The sequence below is a fragment of the Sphingomonas sp. jy18 genome (genome assembly GCF_056931895.1).
In genome coordinates this window covers 16502-36750 of the sequence record NZ_JBXPBT010000006.1, presented here as the reverse complement: position 1 = coordinate 36750, position 20249 = coordinate 16502, and the positions used below count along the sequence as shown (strand labels likewise).

Genomic DNA, 20249 nt, shown 5'->3' with positions numbered 1-20249 from the left:
GCGACGGGCCGCGTTGGCAATCAAAGACCTTCAATTGTTTCCCAAGGCAGGGACCTGTAGAATTCCGCCACCACCGCGAACATGTCGTCAAACGCTGGCAGATCGGTGATTTCAAGGCGCAGGGTTTCCCATTCCTTGGCGGCGCGGCTGCGCACTTCATCATCGTCGAGAGAGTCCGGGCCGGGCGTAATCCCGCGCGTGCGGCATTTCTCGATCAATGTCGCAAGAATGGTCCCGCAGGCAGCCGCATCCGGCTGATTGTCCCGGAGCAGGAAGGCGATATCGTAGATGTCCTGCCGCCGATTGCGCTTGCGCGAAGGCTGTTGCAGCAGCGCGCGCAGCTTCTCCGCGATCAGCTCTTCGAGCGTGAAGGCCTGGACGGCGATGTTGGCGTTGTTCAGGTGCAGCTCCTGAAACGCATAGACCTGATCGCGGAAGCTGACTTCGATCAGCAGGGTTCTTGCCGCCTTGCCTTGAGCCAGCAGCTCAGCCTGGCCCGTCCCGCGCAGTGCCGATCCAATCCGCACTTCAAGCGCCGGAAAATCTGCGCCTTCGAACAGTTCAGGCCGCGGGCGGCGCCTGATACCCTGGACCCGGCAAAGCAGATCGAGATAGCCGAGCCGAATGGCTGCCTTCGGCAAAGCACTGTCGAGTTCCGCCTGTAGCAGAGTGTCGAAATCATCCGGCGGAACCGTGGCGGTGAAATCGACGTCACCGGTCACCCGCGCGGAGTGAAACGCGATGGCCATCAGTGTCCCGCCCTTCAGCACCAGGCTTTGCTTGAGCGAGGGCGTCAGGCCAATAGCCGCCAGGACAATCTCGGTGACCTGGCGATCGCGGTGCAACTGCGGATCGGCGCGGGCAGAATCGACCCATGCGCGAATGTCGACATCGACGATATCGACCGGTTCATGGTCAGACATTGAGCGCCAGCATCCACTTCTCCGAGAACACCGTCCCATAGGGCTGATGGGGGTCCAGTTTGCGCGACCCGCCGCGCTGCGCATATCGCGCCCAGCCCGCAGCCGTATCCGATCCGAGTTCAAGCCATTCTTCAATAATGTAGCCTGCCCTCACCTTCACTATCGCGCTGTCAAAGACATCGACGGCAGCGACGATCTCCGTGAGCCAGGTCTCGGCATGTCGCTCGAAGCATTCGAGCACATGCGGCATGCCCCCACACAGGTCTGGTTGATCAAGCATGTCGCAGAACACCCGGCCTATCGGCGCAATCCGGGCATAGCTGTCTGCAATGGCGCTCGGCGTAGCAGGATGCTTGGTCTCGTGGATGATGACCGGTCTGCGGCGGACGACCGGTGCAACACCAATCCGTGTCATGGCAGGCACTTCCGAGCCGGGGCGCTCCTCGATCAGGGACGACATTTTTTCGTCCCTCAGCCGGGTCCAGAGAGCACGGCTCGGCGTGGTGATGTGCAAGCTTTCGGGCGCTCTATCCGTCAGCCCGAAACGCTGCATGGCCGAGAGATGGGAGATATAGGCGAAGGGATCGACAAGGCAGATCGCCTCTTCGGCGCTGGCGGCTTTCAGCGCGCCCACCACATGCCAGACACCTGCCTTGAAGTCGTCATCTGGTACAAGGACCCGGCGCTTCATCAGCGTGCGGATCAGCCGCCGCAGCTGATCTGCATTCCAGGTCGAGGGCGGACGCGTAATCTTTTCATCGGCATATTGCCCCCTCGCCGCTATGGGAGTGACGAGATTGTAGAGGGCAAACTCGGTCACGAGCGGTAAGCCGCTTTCTTCGATTGCACGGGCTACCGCTTGAGCAAAGTAAGTCATGCAGCTCCAGATGTTATACGTCCTCAGGACGTATAACATCTGGAGCGAGATATGTCTAGCGTGCATCAGCCATTGCCCATGGCGTATTGACTTGTCTCAGGCGGAACGGCATACGTCCTAAGGACGTATGCCGTTCCGCCTGTAATGGAAACATGGCGTAACCCGTCATCTGAATGTGGTCAGCACCCATAACTACGAACCACTGCGACCATTGCTCAACAGCCAGAAACCAAATCAGGCACGGGAGAAGGATTCGGAAGAGACGGAATCATTACCGAGAGACACCTCGAACTCGAAGCGCCACCAGTCCACTAGCTGAGGATTTCGAAGATGCCTGCGATCCTAGCCAGTCAAGCCACGTGCCACCGGGCGGATGGTAGAGGCCAAGAGCCGGGTACGCAGAAGCATCGGGTGCGATGGGAATAATGCAATTTTCGAGAACGTTGAACGAGATGCCCATTGACCGCATGCGCCCTGGAACACCTGGAAAAAGAAACTCTCGCTCCCATATCTCGACGATGGACGAAGATCTCGAAATGCCAGACGATGAATATTTTGAGGATGATGGGCCGAATTATCGCCCGCACTCAGAAATCGAAATGTGGGAGCTACCTGAGTCCCTAGGCAAACTGCCACTTTTTGATGACCCCTACCTGCGAATGCAGGCGAACAATATTGGCCTTATCGACAGATGGCTGATGGATATCGAGCACGATGTCTTGCAACGACTGGTCGAAGAGGAACGTACTCCATTCGATGACGCAATATTTCTCAATGCCCAGTCGCAAATGTGGCTGTTCGCTACATACGAACTTCTGCGCACATGGCGTCAAAGAGCAAAAGACGTTCTAAGACTCCTAGAAAATGGCGGTATTAAGCTCAAGATCGAAAGCTTGGAAGCGGACAAAGGCTACACCAATTTTGGCAAAAGCATGCGCGCCGCCCAGCTGCGCGAAATACAAGATCATCCCAAAATTGCTGACGACATTTCCGCAGCATTGCGGCGTATCCACATTCCATTCACGCAACTCGAGGTTTTACGAGTATCGCTGGCAAAGCATGAAGTACGCAAAAAACCAAACATGCCCGTCGCTGCGCCCGGCTATGCAAGGATTGACAGGTGGACTGGATCGCTGAGCTACGAAATAGGAGGTGGGCGGATCATCCTGGGCTACACCACCCGAAGGGATATATCAGACAGCTTGCGGGACCTTGATCATTGTAAGGCTCCGCCGTCCGACGACGAAATCGCGGCTTTCGACAAGCATATTTCGCTTTTGGGCGATGAGACCGAATTCGATCCGCCTGACCCAGCCTGATTCTCCTTGTTCATAACCCAACGCCGACCGGTTCCGTCCTACCAATCACTTCACGCTCGAGAAGAGCGGCCCACGCGTTCGATGCTTCGCGGCGCTGCTCAAACAGTTCGGACATATTGTAGATGCGAGCAACCTTGGACGTGGTGGCGGTCGCCACGTGGTTGAGCATGCGGTCCACCACCGCAATGTCGATATGGAGGACCTCCGCCGCCTGTGTCGCGAAGCTGGTGCGCAGGTCATGTATTCGCCAATGCGGCATTTCGACAGGCGTTTGCCCAGCTTCCAATGCCGCCTCTTCCCGCGCCTCCTGAATATAGCGGTCGAGCCGATCCTTGGCTTTGCGGAAGCCTGACACCGAGGTCGCGCCCGTGGTGGTGAACAGGAACCGGCTGTCCTTGGGGCGCTCGGGATCGTCGAGCACCTGGCGGATGATGCGCGTTGCCAGCGGGGAGAGCGGGACATTCAGCGCCCGGCCATTCTTCACCCGCTCGCCGGGGATGGTCCACTTGCCCTCCCCGCTGTTGCTCTGCCAATCGATCTTGAGCTCATCAACCGGCAGCGACGCGATTTCCTCGCGCCGCATCGGGATGACAATCAGCAACTGGATCAAAGGCCCGAAGGGATAGCCGAGCCTGCTTGCCGCAGCCCAGATTTCCCGGAGCTCTTCCACGCTGTGACAGCGCGTGCGCGGCACTTCGCGACCCGGCTTCTTGACCTTGTCGATCACGTTCGTGGTGATGAAATCCTCGTTCACGCACCAGTTGAGGAAAGCTTTGAGGTGCGCAAGCTTGCGGTTGGCAGCCAAGGGTGACTTCACCGCCAACTCCCTGACCCGGGAGGTCAGTTCTGCCCGCGTCAGGGATGCCAATTCGCGATCGACCAGATCGGAAATAATGCCCCGCTTGCCGTCCAGCGACCGCCGCCGTTCCGGGCCATGGCGTAGCTGAGAGAGCTTGATCGCCTCATATTCGTCGAGAGCGACCTTCACGGTGATGCGGTTTTCGTATTCTCGCCTGACTGCTTCGATCTCGGCTTGCTTCACTTCGTTGGGATCAACGCCGTCCGACACCTGCTCGCGGTGGAGCCTCGCGGCTTCGCGCGCCTCGGCAATTGACATCATCGGCCAGTCGCCAAGTTTGACCCGCGAACGCTTGCCGTTCCTGAGCCGCACCAGCAGCGACCATGTCACGGCACGCTTGCCAGCCCTTACCCGCAGGCCGGGCACGCGATCATCGACCAGCTCCAGCTGCACATCACCGGCCCGATGTGCGCGCGCAGCCATGGCATCGATGGCCTGTTTTGTAATTGAACTCGTCATCGGGCACCCTGCCCGACCCAATTTCTAGGTTCCATCTAGGTTCCACCCCGGAAAAGCTAAGGCCAAACCAGCATGGACAAAATCAATCAGAAATGCAAATAGGTTTGATGCCTAGAACAATGATAATCCAGAGATAAAAATGAACACTTCAGAACATGTCTGAACATTAATGAATGTGGCCAAATAGTGTCTTTTTACAACTCTTAATCAGCGGGTCCTTGGTTCGAGCCCAAGTGCGTCCACCAAACTTCTCAATGGCTTAAGTGCAAATATACACCCCTTCCAAGGGGCTGTCGAGAGCCACGTAATCGCCACGTAATCAACGTGTTTCGTAGGCTGGCGTAGAGGCTTGATTTTCGATGTGCGGGAGGACGCTTCCTCCCTGGTCGAACCCGCTGCGCGTCTTCTTCACACCCACCTCAGCGGGGACACCCCGCAACGCCCCGAAACGAGGAGCGGGGCTGCTGACGCGCTCTGTCCCGCAGGGCTGTCGGCCCTGCTCCTGAGGGCGCGGTGTCTGACGCATGGGGCCCCGCACGCACTCTGATCCGGCGGACATGGCCCAAAGCGCAGGCCGGGAAAGCCGACAGGCCCCGCCTTTCCGCCTGCGCAAGCGATGACGCGACGCTCCGCCTCTGTCAGGGTGCAGATTTTCTGCCATGGCGATCTCGCTGGTCGCTCGTGCAACTACAAGCCTTGGGATTTGAAAGTGAAAGTCTGGCGGGCTTCGCCGTGACGGAATGAGGGTCGAGAGAGAGGCTCCCGGCCAGCCGTCATGGAGATTCCCCATGGATATGCAGGTTCTCGATACGCGCCGCGACTCAAGCGGCGGTTACAAGGTGGATGTCTCGCGCGGCTCGCGCGTGGGTCGGGTGTCGTCGGAATGGTTCTCGCGCCCCGATGATGAGAGGTTTCTGTCATTGGGCGATCTTGCCCGGTCGGTGCGCGGTCGGTCTGACCGGAGCCGGACGCGCGTGGTCGAGACGGCGCTGATCCATGTCGAGGCGAACCGCAATGATCCGGAACGCCTGGCTCTCATGTTGCCGGGTGCCGAGGCACCGGTGACGCCAACCCACTGGAGCTTTGGGCAACTGGCCAGCCAGGTAGGCGCTCCTGCTGCCTATCTGCGCCAACTTCCGGCGCCGCTGGCCGCGATCAATCTGCAATACGGGCTGACCTCCAACCGAGCCGAGCAGATCAAAACGCTCGAAACCGACAATGGCCGCCTCGAACTGCGCGCAGTGACAGGCCCCGACTACGGCCGGATCTACGACCACGAACTCGTCGAAGCCGTGCAGAAGATCGCTGGCAACGGCACCGGCGACACACGCTGGAAGGTTCCGGGCGTGCTCGACTGGTCGACCGGGGTCTACAATCCTAACGTCGACATCTCGAAGGATACGACCACGCTCTATGCATCGGATCGCGATGTCTTCCTGTTTCTGGTCGATGATCTCAACCCGATCGAAGCCGGGCGCTTGCCCGACGGATCGCCCGATCTGTACTTCCGCGGGTTCTATTGCTGGAACTCCGAGGTCGGCGCAAAGACGCTCGGCATGGCGAGCTTCTACCTGCGCGCGGTCTGCCAGAACCGGAACCTGTGGGGGGTGGAGGACTTCGAGGAGATCAGCATTCGCCACAGCAAATATGCCGCGAACCGCTTTGCCCATGAAGCCGAACCGGCGCTGCTGAACTTTGCCAATTCCTCGCCGCAGCCGTTCATCAACGGCATCAAGACCGCGCGGGAGCGAATTGTCGCCAGTAGCGACGAAGACCGGCAGGATTTCCTCCGGGCGCGCGGATTCTCCAAGGCTGAAACCGGCCGGATCATCGAGACCGTCCTCGCCGAGGAAGGCCGCCCGCCGGAATCGATCTTCGATTTCGTGCAGGGCATCACTGCCCTTGCGCGGTCCAAGCCCCATCAGGACGCCCGGCTCGACATGGAGGGCAAGGCCAAGAAGTTGCTCGACCGGGTGCACTAAGCCTCCCCGGGCCCAGCGTGTTACTTGAACGTTGCGCTGCCTTCTCAGAGTGAGAGGGCGGCGCTTCGCTTCGTGACGGGTCCGGGCCTGAGAGAGAGTCTTTCGGGCGGCCCGTCATGGAGAAACCCGATGACCAAGACACTGCCCAAGCTCGTGCTCAGTTCCTCGCGCGACATCCCGTTTTCGCAGCTGGTGCTGAGCCAGAAGAATGTGCGGCGCGTGAAAGCCGGCCTTTCAATCGAGGATCTGGCCGAGGACATTTATCGCCGGACCCTGCTCCAGAGCATCAACGTCCGCCCCGTGCTTGACGCCGACGGCAAGGAAACCGGAATGTTCGAAGTGCCGGCCGGTGGCCGCCGTTTCCGGGCCCTCGAACTGCTGGTGAAGACCAAGCGGATGGCCAAGGATCAACCGGTCCCTTGCGTCGTGCGCGAAGCCGGGATCGCCGAAGAGGATTCGCTCGCTGAAAACGTCATGCGCGTTGCCCTGCATCCGCTCGACCAGTTCCGTGCCTTCAGCGCGCTGATCGAAGCCGGTCTGTCGGAGGAAGACATTGCCGCGCGGTTCTTCGTGTCTGTCTCGACCGTACGCCAGCGCTTGCGGCTCGCCTCGGTCTCGCCCACCCTGCTCGAGATCTATGGTGAGGACGGCATCACGCTCGAACAGCTCATGGCCTTCTCGGTCACCGACAACCACGCGCGCCAAGAGCAGGTCTGGGAACAGGTCAATCAGGGGCACCATGTGCCGGCTTACCACATCCGCCGCTTGCTGACCGAAGATGCGATCTCCGCAAGTGACCGCCGCGTCCGGTTCATCGGCATTGACGCCTACACCGAGGCTGGCGGCTATGTGATGCGCGATCTGTTTTCGTCGGACGAGGATGGATGGTTGCAGGATCCCGGACTGGTCGAATTGCTGGTGAGCGAGAAGCTCGCCGAACTCGCCCAGGAAATCGGTGCAGATGGCTGGAAATGGGTCGAGGCTGCGGTTGACCTGCCCTATGGCTGCGAGCGCGGCAAACGCCGGATCGTCGGCACGACCGTTCCGTTGACCGACGACGAGCAGGCACGGCGTGATGTGCTGGTCGAGGAATATGACCGCATTGGCGACGACTACGGCGATGGCAGCGACCTTCCCGACGAAGTCGATGCGCGGCTGACCGAGATCGATGCCGAACTGACCGCCCTGAACACTCGTCCCACCGTCTACGATCCGGACGACATGGCGCGCGCCGGCGTGTTCATTTCGCTGACCCATGATGGTCGCCTGCGGATCGACCGCGGCTATGTCCGTCCTGAAGATGAACCCCTCGCTGATGGCCAGAATGACAGTGCGCACGATGCCAACGCAGACGTGTCCGATGGCCCGACTGTCACCGTGGCAGGGCAAGCGGCGCAGACCGGCGGTGACGACGACGAAGACGAGGCGATCAAACCGCTACCTGACAGGCTCGTTTCCGAACTCACTGCTGAACGCACGCTCGCTCTGCGCGATGCACTGGCCAACGCTCCGCAGGCGGCTTTCCTCGCCCTTCTCCATGCGCTCGTCCTGTCGGTGTTCCGTCCCCACGGGACTCATGGTTGTGTGCAGATCGGCGTCACCCAGGCCTGGCTCGGCAATGTCGCACCGAACTTGCGCGAGAGTGTCTGGAGCCAGTCGATCCAGGCGCGGCACGAACATTGGGGTGAAAGGCTGCCGGATGAACCACAGCCGCTGTGGGACGCCCTCGCCGCAATGCCGCAGGATGAGCAGATGGCACTGCTCGCCCACTGTGTCAGCCACGGCGTCAATGCGCTGTTTGAGCCGAGCAAGGGCTATGACGGGCGCATTTCGGCGCATGGCATGGCGCAGCGCATTGCCGCCGCAGATGCTCTGGCAGCAGTCGTCGGGCTCGACATGGCCGAGGCTGGCTGGACCCCAACGGTCGACAACTACCTCGGGCGGGTGACCAAACCCCGGATCATTGAAGCGGTCCGCGAAGCCAAGGGCGATGCGACCGCCGCCCTGATCGAACATCTCAAGAAGGGTGACATGGCGCGCGAGGCCGAACGGCTGCTGGGCGGCACCGGTTGGTTGCCGGAACCCCTGCGGTTGCCGGTCATCGAAGCAGATGAAGCTGAAATCGCCGACCTGCCCGATTTCCTTGCGGATGATGCCGAACAGGCGGACGCCGACGATGCCTTCGCAATCGCTGCCGAATGAACTTTGCTCGCGCGGGGCGGCCCCGGTCGCCCCGCGTGTCTTGTTCCCCCCTCACCGATGAAGGAGCCTTGCCATGGCAATTCCTGACCATGCCCGCGCCAATTTCGAGACACTGCTGCAAGCAGCACAAGCCGGCGATCTCGCGCTGATGGAGTGCACTGAGGTTGCCAGCGGCGAAACCCGCTACGTTCTTTGCGCCGTTGGCCGCGACGACGGCGAATATGTGATGACACCGTTCGGGCACCTCGCGCCGGGCAATCCTTACGAGGCCTATATTCCGCCCGCCTGATCGGGTCGGCACCACCCCAACTTCATTGAAGGAAATCCGACATGACCAACTCGCCTTTGGCGGGTGCCTCCGCGCGCCCGCTTTCCGCTGCTTCCCCGCAGCAAACCGCTACCGCGATCATCACCGCAGCCGATGACCTGCTCGGCCACCTTGCCGCCGGTCGCCGGATCGACACGCCCGCCATTCGCACCGCGATGCAGTCCGCCTTTGGCGCAAGCGATGCGACCGGAGCCTGGAGCTGGAAGACCGCTTATGAAGCCGTCGAGGTCGCGCAATTGCTGTTTATGCGTCGCTACGGCCCGGCGATCCATGCCAGGATCGCCGGGCCGTTCGAACGCCTGAAACTGGTCGAACGGATTGCCCGGCTCGCACCGACGCAAACCCGGCGCAGCGAGGAAATGCAGGCTTACCAGCAATTCTCGACGCCGCTGGGACTGGCATGGGTGGCCGGATTTGCTGCAGGCTTCGTCCCGGGCGAGTTGGTGCTCGAGCCCTCTGCGGGCACTGGGCTGCTGGCCATCCAGGCTGAACTGGCAGGATGCAGCTTGGCAATGAACGAAGTCGCCGACGTGCGTGCCGCCCTGCTTGGCAGCCTGTTTGCAGGCTCGCCCCTGTCCATGCATGACGCCGCACAGATCCACGACCGGCTCGATGCAGCCGTGGTGCCGAGCTGCATCATCATGAACCCGCCGTTCTCGGCAGCGCTGAATGTCGAAGCCCGTGTGGCCAACGCAGCCATCCGGCATCTGTCATCGGCCGTCGCGCGGCTTGCCGACGGTGGACGGCTCGTGGCGATCACAGGAGCCAACTGCGCGCCGGATCACAAGGCATGGCGGGATGGCTTCATCCGGATGCAGGACAAGGCACGGGTAGTGTTCAGCGCGGTGATAGCGGGCAGCGTGTTCGCACCGCACGGCACTTCGGTCGAAACCCGGCTGACCGTGATCGACAAGGTGCCCGCAGACGATCCAGCGCAATTTCCGGCATCGCCGGGCATGGCTTCCGATCTTGCGACCTTGCTGCGCTGGTTGGCCGACAGCCTCCCGCCACGTCAGCCCATCGCCGCATCAGCTCTTCAGCCACTGGTCGCTGCCCGCAATTCACAAGCGATCAAAGCCAGCCCAAAGCCGAGACTGGCTGCAGCCCCGGTCCCTGCGACATCCCGCGTGCCGCTCGACTATGATGTGATCGACTGGTGTCCTCCGACTGACGGCAAGCTCTCCGAAACGCTCTATGAGCCCTACACGCTCCAATCGATCCGCATCGCGGGCGCTCAGCCGCATCCGACACGACTGGTGCAATCCGCGGCGATGTCCTCGGTCGCGCCGCCCAAGCCGAGCTATCGTCCCCATCTGCCCGCTGGCCTCGTCGAACAGGGGCTGCTGTCGGATGCCCAGCTCGAATCGGTAATCTATGCGGGCGAAGCCCATGCCGACCATCTCGCCGGCAGCTGGTCCGTTAATGCGACCTGGGACAAGGTGGAAGCCGCGCCCGATGATTGCGACACGGCCGTCCGGTTCCGCAAGGGCTGGTTCCTCGGTGATGGCACCGGAGCTGGCAAAGGGCGTCAGGTTGCAGGGATTGTGCTCGACAATTGGCTCAAGGGCCGAACGCGCGCAGTCTGGATTTCGAAATCCGACAAGCTGCTAGAAGATGCGCAGCGCGACTGGAAGGCTCTGGGGCAAGAGCCCTTGCTGGTCACCCCGCTCGCCCGGTTCCGTCTGGGCACACCCATCCGGCTCGAGCAAGGCATCCTTTTCACGACCTATGCCACGCTACGCTCCGACGCGCGCGAAAACCGGGTTTCCCGGGTCCAGCAGATCGTCGATTGGCTGGGGGCCGACTTCGACGGGGTCATTGTCTTCGACGAGAGCCATGCCATGCAGAATGCCGGCGGCGGCAAATCCGAACGGGGCGATTGCGCCCCCTCGCAGCAGGGACGTGCCGGACTGCGTCTGCAGCATGCACTGCCCGATGCCCGGGTCGTCTATGTCTCTGCAACCGGGGCCACCACGGTCGAGAACCTTGCCTATGCTCAGCGGCTCGGCCTGTGGGGCGGCGCAGACTTTCCCTTCGACAAACGCACCGATTTCGTTGCGGCCATCGAAGCGGGCGGGGTCGCAGCGATGGAAGTGCTGGCCCGCGATCTGAAATCGCTCGGCCTCTATGCCGCCCGTTCGCTTTCCTACGAAGGCGTCGAATATGAGCTGGTCGAGCATCAGCTGACACCGGACCAGGTCCGCATCTATGATGCCTATGCCGGGGCGTTTCAGGTCATCCACAACAACTTGGACGCAGCGCTGGAGGCCGCCAACGTCACGAGCAGCGAGGGCACGCTCAACGCGCAGGCCAAGTCGGCGGCCCGCTCGGCGTTTGAATCCGCCAAACAGCGCTTCTTCAATCACCTCATCACGGCAATGAAAACGCCAACGCTGATCGCCGCGATCGAGCAGGGCCTCGCCGATGGCCAAGCCGCTGTGGTGCAGATCGTCTCGACGGGGGAGGCACTGCTGTCGCGCCGCCTCGCCGATATCGATCCGGGCGAGTGGAACGACATTCAGGTCGATATCACGCCCCGCGAATATGTTCTGGATTACCTCCTCCACAGCTTCCCGACCCAGCTTCATGAGAGCTTCACCGACGGCGACGGCAATCTCGCGTCGAGGCCAGCCTATGACGAGGATGGCAATGTCGTGCAGTGCCGCGAGGCGCTCGAACGACGTAACGGGCTGATCGAGCAATTGGCATCGATGGAACCGGTCCAAGGCGCACTCGACCAGATCGTGCAGCGGTTCGGGACCGACATGGTGGCTGAGGTGACCGGGCGATCGCGCCGGATCGTCCACAAGGTCGATGCGAACGGCGACCGGCTCGCTGTTGAAAACCGGCCAGCCCATGCCAACCTCGCCGACGCGCAGGCATTCATGGAGGATCGCAAGCAAATCCTCGTATTCTCCGATGCCGGGGGCACGGGACGCAGCTACCATGCCGATCTGGGCGCGAGGAACCAGCGGCTCCGCCATCACTATCTGCTGGAAGCAGGCTGGAAGGCCGATGCCGCGATCCAGGGCCTGGGCCGCACCAATCGCACCAATCAGGCGCAGCCGCCGCTGTTCCGGCCGGTGGCCACCAATGTCCAGGCCGAGAAACGCTTCCTCTCAACCATCGCGCGAAGGCTCGACACTCTGGGTGCGATCACGCGCGGACAGCGGCAGACCGGTGGTCAGGGGCTGTTCCGCCCCGAAGACAATCTCGAAAGCCCCTATGCCCGCGATGCGCTGCGCCAGCTCTATGTGTTGATCTATGCGGGCAAGGTCGAGCGATGCTCGCTCGCGACCTTTGAAAGCATGACCGGCCTGTCGCTGACCGACAGCAGCGGGTGCCTCAAGGACGAGTTGCCGCCGATCACGACCTTCCTGAACAGGCTGCTGGCACTCACCATCGACATGCAGAACGTGCTGTTCACGGTGTTCGAGCAGTTGCTTAGCGCCAAGGTCGAGAGCGCAATCGCGGCGGGCAGTTACGATCTCGGGCTGGAGACGCTGACCGCCGACAGCTTCACCGTCACAGCCAGTGAGCCGATCTACGTCCATCCGGCCACGGGCGCAGAGACCCGGTTGCTCAGCATTGCAATGAAGGAGCGCAACCAGCCGGTCTCGCTCGAGCGGGCGCTCGACCTTCGGCGTGAGCCTGGCGCACGGCTGTTGGTCAACACTCGCTCGAAACGCGCTGCAGTCCAGCTGCCGGCTCGCAGCGTCATGCTTGACGATGGCGAAGTTGAACGCCGCGTCCGGTTGATCCGGCCGATGGAGCGGCTGAACTTCGCCCTGACCCACCTTCCCGAGACCCACTGGGATGAGGTGGACGAGCGGACATTCGCGACAATCTGGCAAGACGAGGTGGCGCATGTCGATGATTTCACGACAAGCGAACTGCACATCGTCACCGGCCTGCTGCTGCCGATCTGGAAACAGCTTCCCGAAGAATCCACCCGTGTCTACCGGCTCCAGACCGACGATGGCACCCGCATTGTCGGTCGCCGGGTGTCCGCAACATGGGCAGCGCGCGCGACAGCCAGGCCAGACGCGCCAGTGTTATCGCCACCACAGGCACTTGCATTGCTGCGTGAAGGGCACGCGGTGCTCGACCTTGCCGATGGGCTGCAACTGCGCCGGTCGCGGCTGATGCAGGTGAACCGGATCGAACTCACCGGGTTTGGATCTACGGCGGTCGACCGGCTCAAAGCCATGGGGCTGTTCTCCGAGATCGTCAGCTGGAAACTGCGTTTGTTCGTGCCCGACGACTTGGTGACAGGGTCGGCAGTGATCGAGCGGCTGTTTGAACGGCACCCTTTGACGCGCATCGCCGACCGGAAGGCTGCCTGACATGGCCAAGCTCTCGACGCGCGCGGCAGAGTTGTCGGAACGGCTTGCGCAGAACGTGCAGGCCGTTTGCCGCCATTATCTGCCCGCAGGCAGGCGCGAGGGCCGTTACTGGATGGTTGGCGATGTCGCGGGAACGCCCGGGCGCAGTCTCTATGTCCGCCTCTTCGAAACCGAACGCGGCGCGATCGGCAACTGGGTCGATGCCGCAACCGGCGAGTATGGCGATCTCGTTGATCTCATCCGGCTCAACCAGCGGCATGGGCGTCTGTCCGAAACCATTGAGGAAGCCGAACGCTTCCTCAGCCTGCCCCTATCGGCTTCGGACGATCAGCGCAGTGCCGCCTCATTCGCCATGCCCGCGCGCGCAGGATCCACGACCTCTGCCATACGCCTGTTTGCCGCCTCGAAACCACTGACCGGATCAATGGCGAGCACCTACCTGCGATCACGTGGCATCACACGCGTATCTGACCTGCCAGCCCTGCGCTTTCATCCGCGATGCTACTACAGACCAAATGAGGACGATGACCCAGCAACTGCGTGCGCTTTCCCCGCGCTGATCGCAGCAGTAACCGACAACGGCGGGGTGCAGACCGGCACCCATCGGACCTGGCTCGACCCATCCGGCTGCGCGAAGGCCAAGGTCGCATCGCCGCGCAGGGCGATGGGCAACATCCTCGGCAACGCCGTAAGGTTCGGATCTGCGGATGATGTCATGATCGCAGGCGAAGGCATCGAAACCATGCTGTCGTTGCGCGAAGTTCTGCCAACCATACCGATGGCAGCCGCAACATCGTCAGCCCACCTCGCAGCGATCTTGTTCCCGCCGACACTCCGGCGACTCTATGTCGCGCGCGACCGCGATGCTGCAGGCGACGCAGCGTTTGGCGTCCTGACTGAGCGCACACTGGCAGAAGGGATCGAACTTGTATCACTCATGCCGGACCTCGCTGACTTCAATGACGACCTCCGCCAGCATGGCGTTGCTGCACTGGCGGAACGGGTCCGCCATCATCTCCGACAGCAGGATCAGACACGCTTTTCCGTCGACATTGGCTGAGCCGATACGGGGTTGGAGGATGGGGCGATGGCGGCATGCATAGGACTTCAGCCAAGACCTGGCCCAGCCCGGCCTCCTTCGAGTGGCGTCCGGGAGACCGGCTGCCGCGAGGCCGCAATGGCGGTCATGCGGCTATTTTCCGGCGGCGCATCCGCGCCTTTCCATCGCGAACCAAATTAGCCGCCCGCCCGCCATCCTCCGCTGCGCTTCGGTCCATGTGGATGCAGCCTCGCGGCAGCCGGTCAGAGGGTCGCCCATGAAGGCCGGGCAAGTTGCCCGGTCCCAAGGCCCCAAGGACCGATGCGATGACCATCACGCCCGATTCAGAACCCGAACACGAAACTTCAGCCACCGCCCATCTTCTCGATGAAATCGCCCTCTACGGCTATCGCCCCTTCTCCGACGAAGCCGACCCGCGGCCGCTCCCTGAAGAGCGCATCGCCGCTGGCGCCGTCGCCGACATGTTCGATGCCCTCATCGCCACCATGATCGACACCAGGCTCGAACCCGATCTGGAGGACCTGTGCTGGTCGCTCGCCAACCTCTTCCACCGCGCCGAGGGCCGGATCCAGCGCGAACTCGACGACAACGAAGATGCCCAGAAGCGCAGCCAGCGCGAGCAGGATGGCTCCGAGGTCATGTCGGTCGAACTCGAACGCCTGCTTCGCGAAGGCACCGGCTTGATCGAACGCCGCAACGCTATGGAATTTATGCGCGATGCTGCCGGAGACCAGTTCGAAATGCATTTCCGCAAGGCCTGGACCCCGCGCACCGGGTCACTCGTCAACCATCGCACTATGACAGCCGCCATGATCGACAGCCGTGACTTCCTCGCTGCCAAGCGTCGCTCAGAAACCGAACCGCTGCTGCCGGTAGGCACCCGCATCGCGTTCACGTCTGGCCCTGAGTATCAGAACCACACCCGGATATGGGCCGTGCTGGACAAGGTGCTCGCCAAATATCCAGACATGGTCCTGTTCCACGGCGGCAATCCCACCGGCGGCGAACACATCGCTTCGCTCTGGGCGCGCAATCGCAAGATCACCCATGTCCCGTTCCGGCCAGACTGGACGCGATACAAGAAGGCCGCCCCATTTCGTCGTAACGATCAAATGCTGGAAGCCCTGCCCAAAGCCGTGGTCGCCTGCCCAGGCAATGGCATCAATGCCAACCTCGTCGACAAGGCCCGCAAGCTGGGGATCTCGGTTTGGTCTATTGAATGACCGCGAGATCGCACTTCATGGAATTTTTATCGATTGTGCCCATCAGCTCTTGGGGGCGTCACGAATATTAGAATTCAGCGCCGAGGCGAGGACGTTTTCCAGCATGCTTCCAACCTCTTCGTCAATGCACAAGGCTCGCTTTCCACCACCAACACTCAATGTCTCGCCAACTTCCCAAGCGTCCATTTCATAGCCACGCGAGACAAGTTCTGCGCGTTGCTCGGTGCTGAACTTCAGCGCATCCGGCCCGATCCACGCAAGCATATTGCCGAATTCGCAGGCAAGGCGCTTGAACGCAAATCGGTTCTTTGAAGCGAACATGACATTTTTTTCAAACCGCTTGCCGCTGCCATAATGGCTAATGAGGGCGTCGTAAGTGAAGATATCGATCCCGCTTTTGTCTCTTCTCATCTCGAAAGCGGCCTTGTGATCATCCGACACATTTTTGCTAGCCGACCGTCCTATTACGAGTTGATAGGCGAAGGTCAGCTTGTTTCCTGCCATAGGACGCAGCAGTTTTGAGACACTCTCCCGAACAGCATCGCGGTGCTCTTCGACGTAATGCATCCATTGTTCGACTTGTGAGATTGCCCCGTTGAACGTTGAAGAAAAGGTGGGTCGATCCATGTCAGCGGTGAAAATCGGCTTTTCGGGAGCTTCAAGTTCAACAAATGTCACCACCCACCTGCTCGAGCTTTTTGTAAGGTAGGCGTAGTCTGTTGTGAATGCGGTACCCAAGGGAAACTTGGAAATTATCGAGTCCATGTGCAGGCCGTGGTTCTCGAGATTATGCATCGGAATGAGAACGCTATTCTCCTCAAGGAAAGCTTGGACCACCTGCTCCTTTTGCCTCCCCTTAGGTGGCGGATCAGCGAGAACCTGCAGAAACCGGCTAATCAGGTCCTCGTCAATTGGCAGATACATAGTTTCATCCCAAAAAGAGCCTCTAGTGTATGCCACTTTTGGCCTACTTCAAGCGCCATGAGCGCCCTTTACCATTGCGCGGAATTCTTGAAATCTCCCCCTTGGTTCTAAACACCAACCACCCCGCTCTTTGAGGCCAATCCGTTGGCCGACCCCAAGCCTCCTTCAATCAACCCGTAAAGGGTCCGCTACGCTCTGCGTGCGGCCACTGCGGCTGCACCTTCGTGGTGATTGCGGCTTTGCGCCGTCTGTCCGGGGCCTGTCGAGCGGGGATGGTCCCTGCTCCGAGACAGGAGCTCGAACATGTCACTCACCGTCGCACAGCGCCACGCATGGAGCCTCGCCCGCACCCTGATGGTCTGCGTTACCTTGTTCCAAGCCGGTAATGGCTATGCCGTCGTTCCCACCGCCGAATTCGATGGCGATGCCGACAGCGTCATCCATGAATATGACCCGTTCAATCCCTGACCGCGTCAGATTGCGTTGCGGCGCATGGCTGGATGCCCATCGGGTATTCCAGCCGATGCCCATTTCTGCTATGGATTCCATGCACATTGCGCTGCGGTGGAGGCGGAGAGCGCGTCCCTTGCCCTTGGTTCCAAGGAGGACGCCATGCTGATCGGCTTTGCCCTGATAATCGTCGCAGTATTCCTGTGCTGCGCGCTTCTATTCCGCCTTTCGATCTACGCCCTTCCGCTGTTCGTCGCGTTTCTTGCGGGTTCGGCGACTTATCGCACCGATAGCGGCATTCTCGCTGCGCTCGCCGCTGCAGCCATATCCGCGATCATTCTGCTTGCTGCAGCCCAATTAACACTGGCGTTCGCTAAGTCCGACCTGACACGTGCTGCGGTCGGGTTCGCCTTTGCCGCGCCCGCAGCCATTGCGGGCTATCACGCAGTCCACGGCATTGCTGCGGCGACCATGCCGCCAAGCGCATGGCAACACGCCTTGTCATTGCTTGGCGCTGCGATAATCGCGGCTGCATCCTGGACTCAATGGAGCCGCGCCCGTCCCTAGCTTTGCCATTTTCGAAGGCCCGCCCGGCAGTTGCCCGGCGGGGCTCGCACGGCCAAATCGGCCAGTACGAGGCAGGCGTTGTGTTCGAGTGGCAGTTTCTGCGTCCCTCTTCTTAGGTCAGCTTGGTCTGGGCGTTTGCGCGGTCGGAGCGAGGCCGAGAATTCGCAGCCGGTTTTGACCTGGCCAGTGGCGGACCGATTGCGCTGATCTCAATCAGGCCCGGATTGGCGCATGGCCGTTGCCGATATCTGCGATTGCAGTGACGACTAGGCAGCACACCGGTGACGACACCTTTCTCATCGCAGTTCGGGCTTGGAAGTCCGGGAAGTGCCATTTCTCCCGGTCAAGTGTGACCCGAGCCCACTGCTGCCTCGTCAATGGCCGTGGTTGGCAGGGGATGGCTTCGCCGCTTGATCCCTTGCTGCAACGCCGTCTGCGCCAACTTTCTTCCCCTGGGCGTGCCGCCCATTCCTCGCGAGGCAAGAAAGCCGTCTCGCCGTCGTCCTCCACTGCGTTTCGGCCGTTCCAGTGCAGCGGGCGCAAGCCCCTGCCTTCAACCAGCCATCGAGGCCGCGATGGGCGCGGGTTCGACCAACTTGAAGGAATGCATCATGGCCAACATCGGAACTTTCACCAAGACCGGCAACGAATACAAGGGCGAGATCGTCACCATGTCGGTGCAGCAGAAGAACGTCCGCATCGTCCCCGAAACCAGCGACAACGAAAATGCGCCGTCGCACCGGGTTTTCGTCGGCCGCGCGGAAATCGGCGCCGCCTGGACCAAGACCTCCAACGAAGGCCGCGAGTATCTCTCGGTCAAGCTCGACGATCCCAGCTTCACCGCTCCCATCTTTGCCAACCTCTTCGATGACGAAGACGGCAAGAGCTTCAACCTGATCTGGTCGCGCGCCCGCCGCACCAACGGCGACTGACCGAACAGCCAGCCCCGCCCGGCACCTGCCGGGCGGGGCTTCCGGCATTCTCATTCGTCTGCTGACGTCACTCTCATAAGGAGTTCTGAGGCTTCAATCCCGAGCGCTATGGAAAGATGCTCAAGCTTGTCGACCGAGGCACTGTAGCGTCCACGCTCAAGGCTGCTGACATAGGTTCGATCGAGATGGGCCCGATGTGCAAGCTCTTCTTGCGACAGGCCAGCAGCCAACCGATAGCGTTTCAGATTCGCAGCCAGGACCTCGCGCAATTTCATTGCACGAACTCACCACCGTTGCAGAGTATTTAACCACGGAGTATACTCGTCACGACTGAAATTCGGCTGAGTTCAGCAGGCTAGCAACGCGCACGGCTTATCCGCGAAAAGGTACAATTCCCTGCCCGTTGTCGAACAAGCGAAGTTTTCGCCATTTTGGTGGGTCTTGGTGCTAAAAGACTGTGGATGCAAAAATGAGTCGGAACCAAAGGCTCGGACCATGACGATTGCTTCTTTCGAAAAAAGCCCGCCCCTGTCGGATACGGTAACGCCGTATGACGAACGCCATTTTGTCACGTATTTACGGCTACTTGACGCCGCGGACGAGGGTGCGGAATGGACCGAAGTTGTGCAGATCGTCTTTGGGATCGATCCTGCCCTGGAGCCGGTCTGGGCGCGTCAGGTCCATGAGACCCACCTCGACCGAGCACGCTGGATGACGTCCCACGGCTACCGACATCTGCTTGAGAAAGAACAAAAAGGCTGAATTCTTGGACACAGATCGGACGCCTTGCCCTAAGCGCTCCGTCAAAATTTCTGCGCCTCCGGGCATAAGCATCCCCAGAATTTGTTACTTGCGGCTTACCGTTGGTTAACAAAGACTTGAAGCTTGGCCTTTTTGCCTGTGCTTTGCAGGGGTCTTTATGCCCGGTGGTTCGTCATGGCGGTCACCATCGACCGCGGATCAATATCGCGATCACGACTATGCGGACTTCGCGCAGGAATTCCTGCACCGTAATGCTGATTACCGCCGCGATTATGCCGAAACTGAAGAGCGCATTGCTCGCTTCCCATCGGTCGAACACCATGAAAAGGAGGGCCTGTCCCGGCGATGGGGCCTGAGCTTTCCCCACCGATCCACAAGCAAATCCGCGCAAGAGCCCGGCCCACTGGTCGCCCAGCGCATCGCCCGACGTGATCATCGTCGAAACTTCTAACCCGGACCTGCCTCTGATGTGGCTGTCGAGCTGGAAGCCGCTGGCAGAGATATCGACATCAGTCGGCAAACATCTCGTTTATACGAGGGGCAACTCCAAGCTGCGACTTTGCATTCAATACCGAGCCGCCTTGCCCGTTCCCGCCGTCTCGATACCGTGCGATGAGACCTATGAACTTCGCATCGCAGCTGTCACGCGTATGCATCTGATAACGCGCGCCTCCAGCTCCACATCCCAAGGCGCTAACGTCATCACGCACAATCAACGACTGCGGTTGAGCCGCTTCCTTGCGATTTACGATGCGCTTGTGGCGGGTGCGTCTTCTCGTGACCTCGCCTACGGCCTGATCTTCCCCAACCACCGTCCTCTTTTCGGAGCGACCTGGAAAGCCTCGAGTGAGCGGCGGCAGGTTCTTCGGCTGATCGCCCAAGCGCGTAGCCTCGTCTCCCGCGGATATCGCGATATTCTTTTACACCGCTGACCGAGACATTCGGGGGTGACATATTGCGTCACCTGCATTCGGTCACTCCCTGCCCATGCCAATCCTCCGCCAAAGCTCGCGAACCCCAGCGACAGCCCGCTGCT

The 20249-nt window shown here is 60.9% G+C and carries 18 protein-coding genes; 13 read left to right on the top strand and 5 right to left on the bottom strand.

Annotated features, from left to right (window positions below):
• Positions 1-20: 20 nt before the first annotated feature.
• Positions 21-923, bottom strand: a complete 903-nt coding sequence (locus AC0QC4_RS13800; protein WP_483660487.1) for a nucleotidyl transferase AbiEii/AbiGii toxin family protein — start codon at positions 921-923, stop codon at positions 21-23.
• Positions 916-1800: a type IV toxin-antitoxin system AbiEi family antitoxin domain-containing protein gene (locus AC0QC4_RS13795; RefSeq protein ID WP_483660486.1), complete on the bottom strand. Its 885-nt coding sequence runs from the start codon at positions 1798-1800 to the stop codon at positions 916-918. Before AC0QC4_RS13795 ends, AC0QC4_RS13800 begins: the two co-directional genes overlap by 8 nt.
• A gap of 518 nt (positions 1801-2318) precedes the next feature.
• Between AC0QC4_RS13795 and AC0QC4_RS13790 the strand changes: the two genes are divergently transcribed.
• Positions 2319-3119, top strand: coding sequence for a hypothetical protein (locus AC0QC4_RS13790; protein WP_483660485.1), 801 nt, complete (start codon positions 2319-2321; stop codon positions 3117-3119).
• Positions 3120-3129: 10 nt separating this feature from the next.
• Here AC0QC4_RS13790 and AC0QC4_RS13785 read toward each other — a convergent pair whose 3' ends face one another.
• Positions 3130-4437 (bottom strand): tyrosine-type recombinase/integrase, encoded by a 1308-nt coding sequence (locus AC0QC4_RS13785; protein WP_483660484.1) that lies wholly within the window; start codon positions 4435-4437, stop codon positions 3130-3132.
• Positions 4438-5225: 788 nt separating this feature from the next.
• Between AC0QC4_RS13785 and AC0QC4_RS13780 the strand changes: the two genes are divergently transcribed.
• From AC0QC4_RS13780 to AC0QC4_RS13755, 6 genes are all read left to right on the top strand, one after another.
• Entirely contained in the window at positions 5226-6419 is a 1194-nt protein-coding gene (locus AC0QC4_RS13780; RefSeq protein WP_058456599.1) for a hypothetical protein, read from the top strand.
• A gap of 129 nt (positions 6420-6548) precedes the next feature.
• Entirely contained in the window at positions 6549-8621 is a 2073-nt protein-coding gene (locus AC0QC4_RS13775) for a ParB/RepB/Spo0J family partition protein (RefSeq protein WP_058456598.1), read from the top strand.
• 73 nt (positions 8622-8694) lie between these two features.
• The gene (locus AC0QC4_RS13770; RefSeq protein ID WP_058456597.1) at positions 8695-8910 is read left to right on the top strand and encodes a DUF6117 family protein; all 216 of its coding nucleotides are present in this window, start codon (positions 8695-8697) and stop codon (positions 8908-8910) included.
• 41 nt (positions 8911-8951) lie between these two features.
• Complete coding sequence (locus AC0QC4_RS13765) at positions 8952-13295, top strand: strawberry notch-like NTP hydrolase domain-containing protein (protein ID WP_483660483.1); 4344 nt, start codon at positions 8952-8954, stop codon at positions 13293-13295.
• A 1-nt stretch (position 13296) separates the two neighbouring features.
• Entirely contained in the window at positions 13297-14355 is a 1059-nt protein-coding gene (locus AC0QC4_RS13760; RefSeq protein ID WP_483660482.1) for a DUF7146 domain-containing protein, read from the top strand.
• A gap of 305 nt (positions 14356-14660) precedes the next feature.
• On the top strand, positions 14661-15578 hold the full coding sequence (locus tag AC0QC4_RS13755) for a DUF2493 domain-containing protein (protein WP_483660481.1): 918 nt from the start codon (positions 14661-14663) through the stop codon (positions 15576-15578).
• Between the two features lie 42 nt (positions 15579-15620).
• Here AC0QC4_RS13755 and AC0QC4_RS13750 read toward each other — a convergent pair whose 3' ends face one another.
• Positions 15621-16502 (bottom strand): Shedu immune nuclease family protein, encoded by an 882-nt coding sequence (locus tag AC0QC4_RS13750; RefSeq protein WP_483660480.1) that lies wholly within the window; start codon positions 16500-16502, stop codon positions 15621-15623.
• Positions 16503-16805: 303 nt separating this feature from the next.
• Between AC0QC4_RS13750 and AC0QC4_RS13745 the strand changes: the two genes are divergently transcribed.
• From AC0QC4_RS13745 to AC0QC4_RS13735, 3 genes are all read left to right on the top strand, one after another.
• A complete protein-coding gene (locus tag AC0QC4_RS13745) occupies positions 16806-16970 on the top strand; it encodes a hypothetical protein (protein ID WP_483660479.1) in 165 nt (54 codons plus the stop codon).
• 144 nt (positions 16971-17114) lie between these two features.
• Positions 17115-17519: a hypothetical protein gene (locus AC0QC4_RS13740; RefSeq protein ID WP_374143692.1), complete on the top strand. Its 405-nt coding sequence runs from the start codon at positions 17115-17117 to the stop codon at positions 17517-17519.
• A gap of 611 nt (positions 17520-18130) precedes the next feature.
• Positions 18131-18451 carry a DUF736 domain-containing protein gene (locus AC0QC4_RS13735; protein ID WP_127692126.1) on the top strand — a complete coding sequence of 107 codons (321 nt, stop codon included), beginning with the start codon at positions 18131-18133 and terminating at the stop codon, positions 18449-18451.
• A 50-nt stretch (positions 18452-18501) separates the two neighbouring features.
• Here the strand turns inward: AC0QC4_RS13735 and AC0QC4_RS13730 are convergent, their stop codons facing one another.
• On the bottom strand, positions 18502-18726 hold the full coding sequence (locus AC0QC4_RS13730; protein WP_124811454.1) for a helix-turn-helix domain-containing protein: 225 nt from the start codon (positions 18724-18726) through the stop codon (positions 18502-18504).
• Positions 18727-18946: 220 nt separating this feature from the next.
• Between AC0QC4_RS13730 and AC0QC4_RS13725 the strand changes: the two genes are divergently transcribed.
• The 3 genes from AC0QC4_RS13725 to AC0QC4_RS13715 all read left to right on the top strand — a co-directional run bounded on the left by AC0QC4_RS13725 (position 18947) and on the right by AC0QC4_RS13715 (position 20145).
• The gene (locus AC0QC4_RS13725; protein WP_127692125.1) at positions 18947-19213 is read left to right on the top strand and encodes a DNA -binding domain-containing protein; all 267 of its coding nucleotides are present in this window, start codon (positions 18947-18949) and stop codon (positions 19211-19213) included.
• Between the two features lie 157 nt (positions 19214-19370).
• Positions 19371-19664, top strand: a complete 294-nt coding sequence (locus tag AC0QC4_RS13720; RefSeq protein ID WP_483660478.1) for a transcriptional regulator domain-containing protein — start codon at positions 19371-19373, stop codon at positions 19662-19664.
• On the top strand, positions 19642-20145 hold the full coding sequence (locus tag AC0QC4_RS13715) for a DUF2285 domain-containing protein (protein ID WP_483660477.1): 504 nt from the start codon (positions 19642-19644) through the stop codon (positions 20143-20145). Before AC0QC4_RS13720 ends, AC0QC4_RS13715 begins: the two co-directional genes overlap by 23 nt.
• Positions 20146-20249: the final 104 nt, after the last annotated feature.

Bases quoted from the DNA above. Each gene is read 5' to 3' on its own strand.
- AC0QC4_RS13765 (WP_483660483.1), top strand. From the start codon at position 8,952: ATGACCAACTCGCCTTTGGCGGGTGCCTCCGCGCGCCCGCTTTCCGCT.
- AC0QC4_RS13730 (WP_124811454.1), bottom strand. From the start codon at position 18,726: ATGAAATTGCGCGAGGTCCTGGCTGCGAATCTGAAACGCTATCGGTTG.
- AC0QC4_RS13740 (WP_374143692.1), top strand. From the start codon at position 17,115: ATGCTGATCGGCTTTGCCCTGATAATCGTCGCAGTATTCCTGTGCTGC.
- AC0QC4_RS13780 (WP_058456599.1), top strand. From the start codon at position 5,226: ATGGATATGCAGGTTCTCGATACGCGCCGCGACTCAAGCGGCGGTTAC.
- AC0QC4_RS13795 (WP_483660486.1), bottom strand. From the start codon at position 1,800: ATGACTTACTTTGCTCAAGCGGTAGCCCGTGCAATCGAAGAAAGCGGC.
- AC0QC4_RS13735 (WP_127692126.1), top strand. From the start codon at position 18,131: ATGGCCAACATCGGAACTTTCACCAAGACCGGCAACGAATACAAGGGC.
- AC0QC4_RS13755 (WP_483660481.1), top strand. From the start codon at position 14,661: ATGACCATCACGCCCGATTCAGAACCCGAACACGAAACTTCAGCCACC.
- AC0QC4_RS13770 (WP_058456597.1), top strand. From the start codon at position 8,695: ATGGCAATTCCTGACCATGCCCGCGCCAATTTCGAGACACTGCTGCAA.
- AC0QC4_RS13785 (WP_483660484.1), bottom strand. From the start codon at position 4,437: ATGACGAGTTCAATTACAAAACAGGCCATCGATGCCATGGCTGCGCGC.
- AC0QC4_RS13760 (WP_483660482.1), top strand. From the start codon at position 13,297: ATGGCCAAGCTCTCGACGCGCGCGGCAGAGTTGTCGGAACGGCTTGCG.
- AC0QC4_RS13725 (WP_127692125.1), top strand. From the start codon at position 18,947: ATGACGATTGCTTCTTTCGAAAAAAGCCCGCCCCTGTCGGATACGGTA.
- AC0QC4_RS13750 (WP_483660480.1), bottom strand. From the start codon at position 16,502: ATGTATCTGCCAATTGACGAGGACCTGATTAGCCGGTTTCTGCAGGTT.
- AC0QC4_RS13745 (WP_483660479.1), top strand. From the start codon at position 16,806: ATGTCACTCACCGTCGCACAGCGCCACGCATGGAGCCTCGCCCGCACC.
- AC0QC4_RS13790 (WP_483660485.1), top strand. From the start codon at position 2,319: ATGGACGAAGATCTCGAAATGCCAGACGATGAATATTTTGAGGATGAT.
- AC0QC4_RS13775 (WP_058456598.1), top strand. From the start codon at position 6,549: ATGACCAAGACACTGCCCAAGCTCGTGCTCAGTTCCTCGCGCGACATC.
- AC0QC4_RS13800 (WP_483660487.1), bottom strand. From the start codon at position 923: ATGTCTGACCATGAACCGGTCGATATCGTCGATGTCGACATTCGCGCA.
- AC0QC4_RS13720 (WP_483660478.1), top strand. From the start codon at position 19,371: ATGCCCGGTGGTTCGTCATGGCGGTCACCATCGACCGCGGATCAATAT.